The sequence below is a fragment of the Roseisolibacter sp. H3M3-2 genome, assembly GCF_029211165.1.
Lineage (GTDB): Bacteria > Gemmatimonadota > Gemmatimonadetes > Gemmatimonadales > Gemmatimonadaceae > Roseisolibacter.
This window is the reverse complement of sequence record NZ_JARGEK010000274.1, coordinates 1-6828: the sequence shown is the minus strand read 5'-3', so window position 1 is coordinate 6828 and position 6828 is coordinate 1. Positions and strand designations below refer to the sequence as shown.

Sequence of the window (6828 nt, the reverse complement as noted above, 5' to 3'; positions counted from 1 at the left end):
CCCCGGCCGCGAGGGCCGCGGCGCGGGCGGCGCGTCCGCGGTGAGCGGCGCCGCCGTCGCCCCCTGGTCGGGCGGGACGGCGCCCGGCTGCGTCGCGACGTAGGCGCCCGCCAGCGACGCATGCTGCAGCACCACCGCGTCGTCGCCGCCGGCCAGCAGCCCCGCCAGCAGCACGGCCAGGAAGGCGTCGCCGGAGCCCACCGTGTCGCGCACCTCGACCGCGAACCCCGGCTGCTCGGTCCACCGCCCGTCGTGCCACAGCGCCGAGCCCTCGCGCCCGCGCGTGACGGCGACCGCGCCGCAGTCGAAGCGCGCCGCCAGGTCGGCGACCGTCGCCTCCAGCGCGCCGTCCGGCCCGGGAGCCGCGAGCCCGAACCACCCCGCGGCCTGCCGCAGCTCGCGCTCGGTGAGCTTGACGATCGACGCGCGCGCCAGCGACCGGCGCACGACCTCGGGGTCGACGTGCGGCGGGCGCAGGTTGGCGTCGAACACGAGCAGCGCGCTCGACTCCAGCAGCCGCTCCACCGTGCGCCGCGTCGTGGGCGCGCGCTGCGCGAGCGTCCCGAACACGATGGCGCGCGCCGACGCCGCGCGCCGCAGCAGCGCCGGCTCGGCGGCGACCGCGTCCCACGCCGCCGGGGCGAGGATCTCGAACGCCGCGCCGCCCTCGGCGTCGAGCGCCACGCGCACGAAGCCGGTGGGGAGCGACGGGTCGCGCTGCACGAGGTCCGTGGCCACGCCGTACGCGGCGGCGCGGCGCAGGGCCTCGTCGCCGAGGCGGTCGTCGCCGACGCGGCTCACCATCGCCACCGGCTGCCCCGCCGCGCGCAGGTGGCACGCGACGTTGAACGGCGCGCCGCCGAGGAAGAGCCCCGCCGGGAGCGCGTCCCACAGCAGCTCGCCCACGCACAGGATCTCGGCGTCGCCCGCCCGCCCGTCGCGCTCGCGCATCGGTGCCCCCGGTGGTGGTGCGACGTAGGCTACGCGCGCCCGGGACGGGCGTCAAACGCGCGCGTTCGTCCGCCGCGCGGACGAACTCACGCCCCCGCCACCACCTCCACGCCGCGCGCGAGCATCTGCTTGACCGGGCACCGGTCGGCGATCTCCGCGAGCCGCCGCCGCTGCTCGGCGTCGAGCGGGCCGACGAGCGAGAGCCGCCGCTCGATCGCGTGCGGCCCGACGTCGGCGTCCTCGCACGCCGCGCAGTCGGTCGCGTGGTCGGCGGCGGTCCGCAGCGCGACCTCCGCCCCCTCCAGCGGCCACCCCTTCCGGTCGGCGTACATGCGCAGCGTGATGACGGTGCACGCGGCCACGGCGCCGAGCATCGCCTCGTACGGCGTCGGCCCGGCGTCGGTGCCGCCGACCGCGGCCGGCTCGTCGAGCACGAAGGCGTGCCCGCGCGCGCGCAGCTCGGTGCGGTAGCGGCCGCGCGCGATGCGGGCGGAGACCCAGCCGTCGTCGGACGGGGGCGCGGGATCGGGGGAGGTGGAGGCCATGGGCTCCGGGTCGGGGGTGGTGACGGCGCTCACGGCCGCGTCAGGCAACGCCGGGGCCACGGGAACCGGCCCGGCGCGGGCCGGAATTGTAGGCGCGACCGCCGCCCCCCGGTCGGCACGCGACCCGAGACCGATTCCGGACCCATGCGACTGAGCCGATCCCGCCCGCTCGCCACGCTGATCGGCCAGCTCGGCGCCGAGACGGTGCTGTCGTGCGCGGTGCTGCCGAACGTGCTGTCGTTCCACGTCGCGCGCGGCCGCCACACGTCGACCAGCGTCCTCGCGCGTCCCACGCTGCCGATGGTCAACGGCGAGTCGGCGGCGATCGTCGGCACCACGACTGCCGGCGCGCCGCTCGACCTCGGGCTGATCGACGTCGCGGCCGGCAACGGGATCGTACACGTCGTCGACGCGGTGCTGCTGCCGCCGTCGCTCGACCGGTGACCGCGGCGCGGGCGCCGGCGGAGGTCCGCCGGCGCCCGCCCGCCCTCAGCGGAAGCGGTACAGCGCCTCGCGCGTCGAGCCGTCGGTCAGCTGCAGCGTGAACAGCCGGCACGTCCCCGACCACGCCGACTCGGTGCGCCACAGGTAGCGGTAGCTCTGCTCCTCGGCGAGGTAGACGAGCGACCGGTCGGTCGCGGTCGCCGACGCGGCGCCGATCGTCTGCGTCGGGTCGTCGCACGACACCCGCACCGACGACGGCGAGCCCGCCGCCAGCACCGCGGACCCGCGGTCGCCGCCGAGGGAGAACTGCACCGGCACCACGCCGCCCGCGCCCCCGCTGTTGAGCGCCGGCGGCGCCTTGGTCGGCCCGGCCCAGGCGAACGGGTACGTCGGCGGCGTCTGCACGCGCACGACGGCCGGCCGCGCGCGGCCGCCGGCGACGTACGGCACCGGCGTGTCGCCGGGGAGCCCGAACGGGACCGCCGACTGCGCGCCGTCGGCCGTGCTGCGCACGTACCACGTCGCGTTCGACGGGCGGTACACCGCCGCGTCGGTGCGGGCGTCGCCGTCGTAGTCGCCGGCCATCGGCACGTCGCCCGGCAGCCCCCACTGCGCCTGGAACACCGCGCCGGTGTTCGGGTCGAGCGCCCACCACGTCGCCGTCGAGGGGCGGAACACCGCGGGGTCGGCGCCCGCGCCGCCGACGAAGTCCCCGCGCACCGGCACGTCGTCGGACAGCCCCCACTGGATCGCCATGAACCCCGCCGTGCTGCGCTGCGCGTACCAGAAGCGGTTCGAGGGCCGCCACACCGCGAGGTCGGCCTTCCCGTCGCCGTCGAAGTCGCCGGGGACGGGAACGTCGCCCGCCGTGCCGAACGCCTCGATGCGCTGCGCCCCGCCGCCGGTGGGGAGGATCCACCACTGCCCCGTCGCCGGTCGCCACACGGCCACGTCGGCCTTCCCGTCGCCGTCGTAGTCGGCCGGCACCGGGACGTCGTTCGGGTCGCCCCAGAGCGTCTGCGTCGTCGTCAGGTCGGCGCTGCGCAGGACGAGCCACCGCTCGCTGGCGCGCCACACCGCGGGGTCGGTGCGCCCGTCGCCGTCGTAGTCGGCCGGCACGGGCGTGTCGGTCGGCAGCCCCCACGGGACCGAGCCGGCGCCGCCGCCGTCGAGCTGGAAGTACCAGTACAGCGCCGGCGACGGGAGCACGTCGGCGCGCGGCGCGGCGCCGGGGCGCAGCGCGGCGTCCGGGGCGCTCGGCGCGTCCTGGCAGGCGGCGAGCAGCAGGAGCGGGGCGATCCGGCGGGCCGCCGCGCGGGGGAGGAGCGTCATGGGCACATGGGCTGGGGACATGCACGACACGGCGCCCCGGCGCCGTCGCCGGGGTCGCGCGAACATGCGAGCCCGTCAGCGGACGAACAAGGCTTTCGGGATCATCACGTGCGCCCCCATCGTGCCGTCGACCAGCTGCGTGATGCGCACGTCGCAGGCGGTGCTCACCAGCATGTAGGCGTCCTCGCGCGGCAGCCGGTAGACCTCGCCGAGCAGCGCGATCGCCTCGCGCACCGCGACCTTGGTCGCGACCGTCAGGTTGCTGTCGGCGCCCATCGCGATCCAATGCGTCGGCGTCTCGCCGCGCGGCCACGCCAGCCGCATATCCTTGCGCACGATCAGCTGCAGCCGCCCGCGCAGCGCGGTCTCCAGCGCGGTGATGTCGACCTCCCCGTCCCCCTGGGCCGCGTGCCCGTCGCCGACGTGCAGCAGCGCGCCCGCGGTGTGGACCGGGACGTAGAGGATAGCCCCCGCCACCAGCTCCTTGTTGTCGAGGTTCCCCGCGTGCGTCCCCGGCGGCGCGCTGTGGATGCGCCCGCGCGACGCCGGCGGCGCCACGCCCATGCTGCCGAAGAACGGGCGGAGCGGGATCTCGATCCCCGCCGAGTCGGAGAAGCGCCCGACCATGCGCGCGCGGTCGAGCGGCACGACGCGTGACCGCGACACGCCCGGGAAGTCCTCGGGGAGGAAGCCGCTGCGCGGGCCGAAGCTGTTGCACGCGAACGGCACGTCGAGCTCCACGGTCCGGATGCGGATCTCGAGCACGTCCCCCGAGTCGGCGCCGGCGACGTGGATCGGGCCGGTGAGCACGTGCCCCCCGGGGCCGCGCCGCAGCGTCGAGTCGCGCACCGCCTGCTGGATGGCGCGGATCGCCGGCTCGATGCGCCCCGAGTCGGCCCCCGGCTGCAGGAGGCGCGTGCCGCACGTCGACACGGCGCCCACCTCCACCTCGTCGCCCGACGCCACGCGCAGCGCCGGCGCGGCCGCGGGGTCGTAGCCGCCGTTCACCACGGTCGCGGGCGACGGTATCAGCACGTGCGTGCGCCCCGCCGGCACCTCGCGCCAGAAGTGGCGCGGCGCGGCGGGGGCGCAGGCGGCGAGCGACGCCGCGAGGACGAGCGGGAGCGCGAGCGGAGAGCGGGGCATGGCGGAGGGGGCGCGGGTCAGGCCGAAGCTACGCCGCGCCCCGCACCGCCGCAGCGCGTCCTCAGCGGCGCCGCGCCTGCCGCGCCTCGGCGCGCCGGTCGAGCAGCAGCTCGGGGGTGAGGTCCCGCTCCCCGCCGTCGCGCAGCGCGCGCGCGAACTCCGGCGTCACCCCGCCGCGGTACAGGTCGATCACCGTCCGCGGCGCCGCGCCGCCGCGCACGCCGGCCTCGCGCAGCGCCCGCGCGTACGCCGGCGACACGCCGAAGATCGCGAGGTCCTGCAGCCCGCGCAGCGTCAGCGGCCCCACGCCGGCCGCCGCGAGCGCGCGCGCCGTCGCCGCGCCGGCCGCCCCCCAGGCGAGGTTCTTCAGCACGTGCGCGGTGGCCGCGTCGACCTCGCGCACGCCGGCGGCGCGCAGCGCGGCCAGGACCGCGGTGTCGGGGCGGAAGCGCAGCGTCCCGCTCCCCCCGCCGCCCGAGAGCGTCCCCGCCAGCTCGAACGCGCCGGCGGCGCGCGCGACCACCGTCGCGCCGCCGTCCGCGCGGAACGCCGATGCGGGCATCCACCGCCGCCAGTTGGTACCGTCGCTCCAGAACACCTCGAAGTCCACCGCGTCGCCGCGCGCGCCGTACGCCGCCCAGCGGCCCGCGAGCGGCGTGCTGCCGTCCCCCTCCACCGGCGCCGGCGTCGCGTGCAGCACGCGCGCCAGCAGCGCCTCGGGCGCGCCGTGCCCGTGCGGCGGCTCGCCGGCCAGCATCTCGTACAGCACCGCGCCGAGCGCGTACACGTCGCTGCGCGCGTCGAGCGCCGGGTCGGCGACCGCCTGCTCGGGGCTCATGTACGCCGGCGTCCCCACCGCGACGCCGTGCCGCGTCACCCGCGCGCCCCCCGACTGCGCCAGCGCCAGCGCGACGCCGAAGTCGGCCACCAGCGGCTCGCCGCCGTCGAGCAGCACGTTCTCCGGCTTGAGGTCGCGGTGCACGACGCCGCGCCCGTGCGCGTAGTCGAGCGCCCCCGCGACGGCCGCGGCCAGCCGCACCGCCTCGGGCACCGGCAGCCGCCGCTCGCGCTCGAGCCGCGCGCGCAGCGTCTCGCCCTCGACGAACGGCATCACGTAGTACGGGCGCCCGTCCGCCGCGCCGCTGTCGAACAGCGGGAGCAGGTGCGGGTGGCGCATCCCCGCCGTCACGCGCACCTCGGCGAGGAAGCGCTCGGCGGCCGCGCCGGGCGCGGCGTCCATCCACTTCACGGCGACCGCGCGCTGGTGCCGCAGGTCGCGCGCGCGCCACACGGTCGCCATCCCGCCGCGCCCCGCGACCCCCTCCACCCGGTACGCGTCGCCGAGCGCCGCCTGCAGCGCCTCGCGCGCGGCGGCGTCGAGCAGCGGCGCGGCGTACGCCGCCGCGGGCGCGTCGAGGAAGCTGTCGTCGCGGTCGTCGGCGCGCGGCAGCGCCAGCGCCTCGTCGCGCAGCGCGTCGTCGCCGGCGCTCGCCTCGGCCACGTACGCCGCGCGCTCCCCCGTCGGCCGGTCGAGCGCCGCGTCGAGCAGCGCGTCCGCGCGCCGGAAGCGCGCCGCCGCGTCGTCGCCCGCCTCGTCTCGCGTCACGCGACCGCGTCCCCGTGCAGCGCGCGGTGCAGCCAGCCGCGCGCCTTGGCCCAGTCGCGCTTCGCGGTGCGCAGCCCGATGCCGAGCGCCTCCGCCGTCTCCTCCTCGGTCAGCCCGCCGAAGAAGCGGCACTCGACCACGCGCGCCTGCCGCGCGTCGAGCGCGGCCAGCCGCGCCAGCGCCTCGTCGAGCGCGACGAACAGCTCGGCGCGGTCGTCGGCGGCCAGCGCGTCGGCGTCGTCGAGCGTCACCGCGCGCACGCCGGCGCCGCGCTTGGCGGCGCGGTGGCGGCGCGCGTGGTCCACCAGGATGCGCCGCATCGCCGTCGCCGCCAGCGACAGGAAGTGCCCGCGCTCGACCGGGGCCGCGCGCTGCTCGGCCAGCCGCAGGTACGCCTCGTGGACGAGCGCGGTCGTGTTCAGCGTGTGCCCCGCCGCCTCGCGCCGCAGCTGCCGGCGGGCGAGCCGCCGCAGCTCGTCGTACACGGCCCCGAAGGCGGCGTCGGCGGGAGGGGGGGCGACGGTCATGGCTCGTTTCGGCGCCGTTCCGCGCGAACCCCGGGTGGGTCGGGCCGCGGTCGGTCCCGGCCCAATATGCCGACCGCCGGCGGGGGAGCAATGCGCCCCGCCGGCGGGGCCGGCCCCACGCCCAGCCATCCGCTCCCATGCGCCGCCCCCTGCTCGTCCTCCTGCTGGCGCTCGCCGCCGGCGCCTGCGCGCCCGACGCCACCACCGGGCTCCCCGTCCCCCCCGCGCCGCGCGCCGCGCCGCCGCGCCGCGCCGCCGCCGACCGCGCGGCCGCGCT

The 6828-nt window shown here is 78.6% G+C and carries 7 protein-coding genes; 1 reads left to right on the top strand and 6 read right to left on the bottom strand.

Annotated elements, in window-relative coordinates; all coding sequences use genetic code 11:
- Together PYV61_RS18590 and PYV61_RS18585 are read right to left on the bottom strand one after the other, a co-directional pair.
- Positions 1–951 (bottom strand): PfkB family carbohydrate kinase (locus PYV61_RS18590; protein WP_275834383.1); only part of this gene is annotated, 951 nt, incomplete at its 3' end.
- Between the two features lie 86 nt (positions 952–1037).
- Positions 1038–1529, bottom strand: a complete 492-nt coding sequence (locus PYV61_RS18585; protein WP_275834381.1) for an OsmC family protein — start codon at positions 1527–1529, stop codon at positions 1038–1040.
- Positions 1530–1640: 111 nt separating this feature from the next.
- Here PYV61_RS18585 and PYV61_RS18580 point away from each other — a divergent pair, with 111 nt between their 5' ends.
- Entirely contained in the window at positions 1641–1940 is a 300-nt protein-coding gene (locus tag PYV61_RS18580; protein WP_275834379.1) for a fasciclin domain-containing protein, read from the top strand.
- Between the two features lie 45 nt (positions 1941–1985).
- On the opposite strand, the gene PYV61_RS18575 is transcribed toward PYV61_RS18580, so the two are convergent.
- The 4 genes from PYV61_RS18575 to PYV61_RS18560 form a co-directional block, all read right to left on the bottom strand.
- On the bottom strand, positions 1986–3272 hold the full coding sequence (locus PYV61_RS18575) for a PxKF domain-containing protein (protein ID WP_275834377.1): 1287 nt from the start codon (positions 3270–3272) through the stop codon (positions 1986–1988).
- A gap of 75 nt (positions 3273–3347) precedes the next feature.
- Entirely contained in the window at positions 3348–4418 is a 1071-nt protein-coding gene (locus tag PYV61_RS18570; protein ID WP_275834375.1) for an acetamidase/formamidase family protein, read from the bottom strand.
- 61 nt (positions 4419–4479) lie between these two features.
- The gene (locus PYV61_RS18565) at positions 4480–6024 is read right to left on the bottom strand and encodes a serine/threonine-protein kinase (protein WP_275834373.1); all 1545 of its coding nucleotides are present in this window, start codon (positions 6022–6024) and stop codon (positions 4480–4482) included.
- On the bottom strand, positions 6021–6551 hold the full coding sequence (locus tag PYV61_RS18560) for an ECF-type sigma factor (protein WP_275834371.1): 531 nt from the start codon (positions 6549–6551) through the stop codon (positions 6021–6023). The genes PYV61_RS18565 and PYV61_RS18560 overlap by 4 nt, the downstream gene beginning before the upstream one ends.
- Between the last annotated feature and the right edge of the window lie 277 nt (positions 6552–6828).

Bases quoted from the DNA above. Each gene is read 5' to 3' on its own strand.
- PYV61_RS18570 (WP_275834375.1), bottom strand. From the start codon at position 4,418: ATGCCCCGCTCTCCGCTCGCGCTCCCGCTCGTCCTCGCGGCGTCGCTC.
- PYV61_RS18580 (WP_275834379.1), top strand. From the start codon at position 1,641: ATGCGACTGAGCCGATCCCGCCCGCTCGCCACGCTGATCGGCCAGCTC.
- PYV61_RS18575 (WP_275834377.1), bottom strand. From the start codon at position 3,272: ATGACGCTCCTCCCCCGCGCGGCGGCCCGCCGGATCGCCCCGCTCCTG.
- PYV61_RS18560 (WP_275834371.1), bottom strand. From the start codon at position 6,551: ATGACCGTCGCCCCCCCTCCCGCCGACGCCGCCTTCGGGGCCGTGTAC.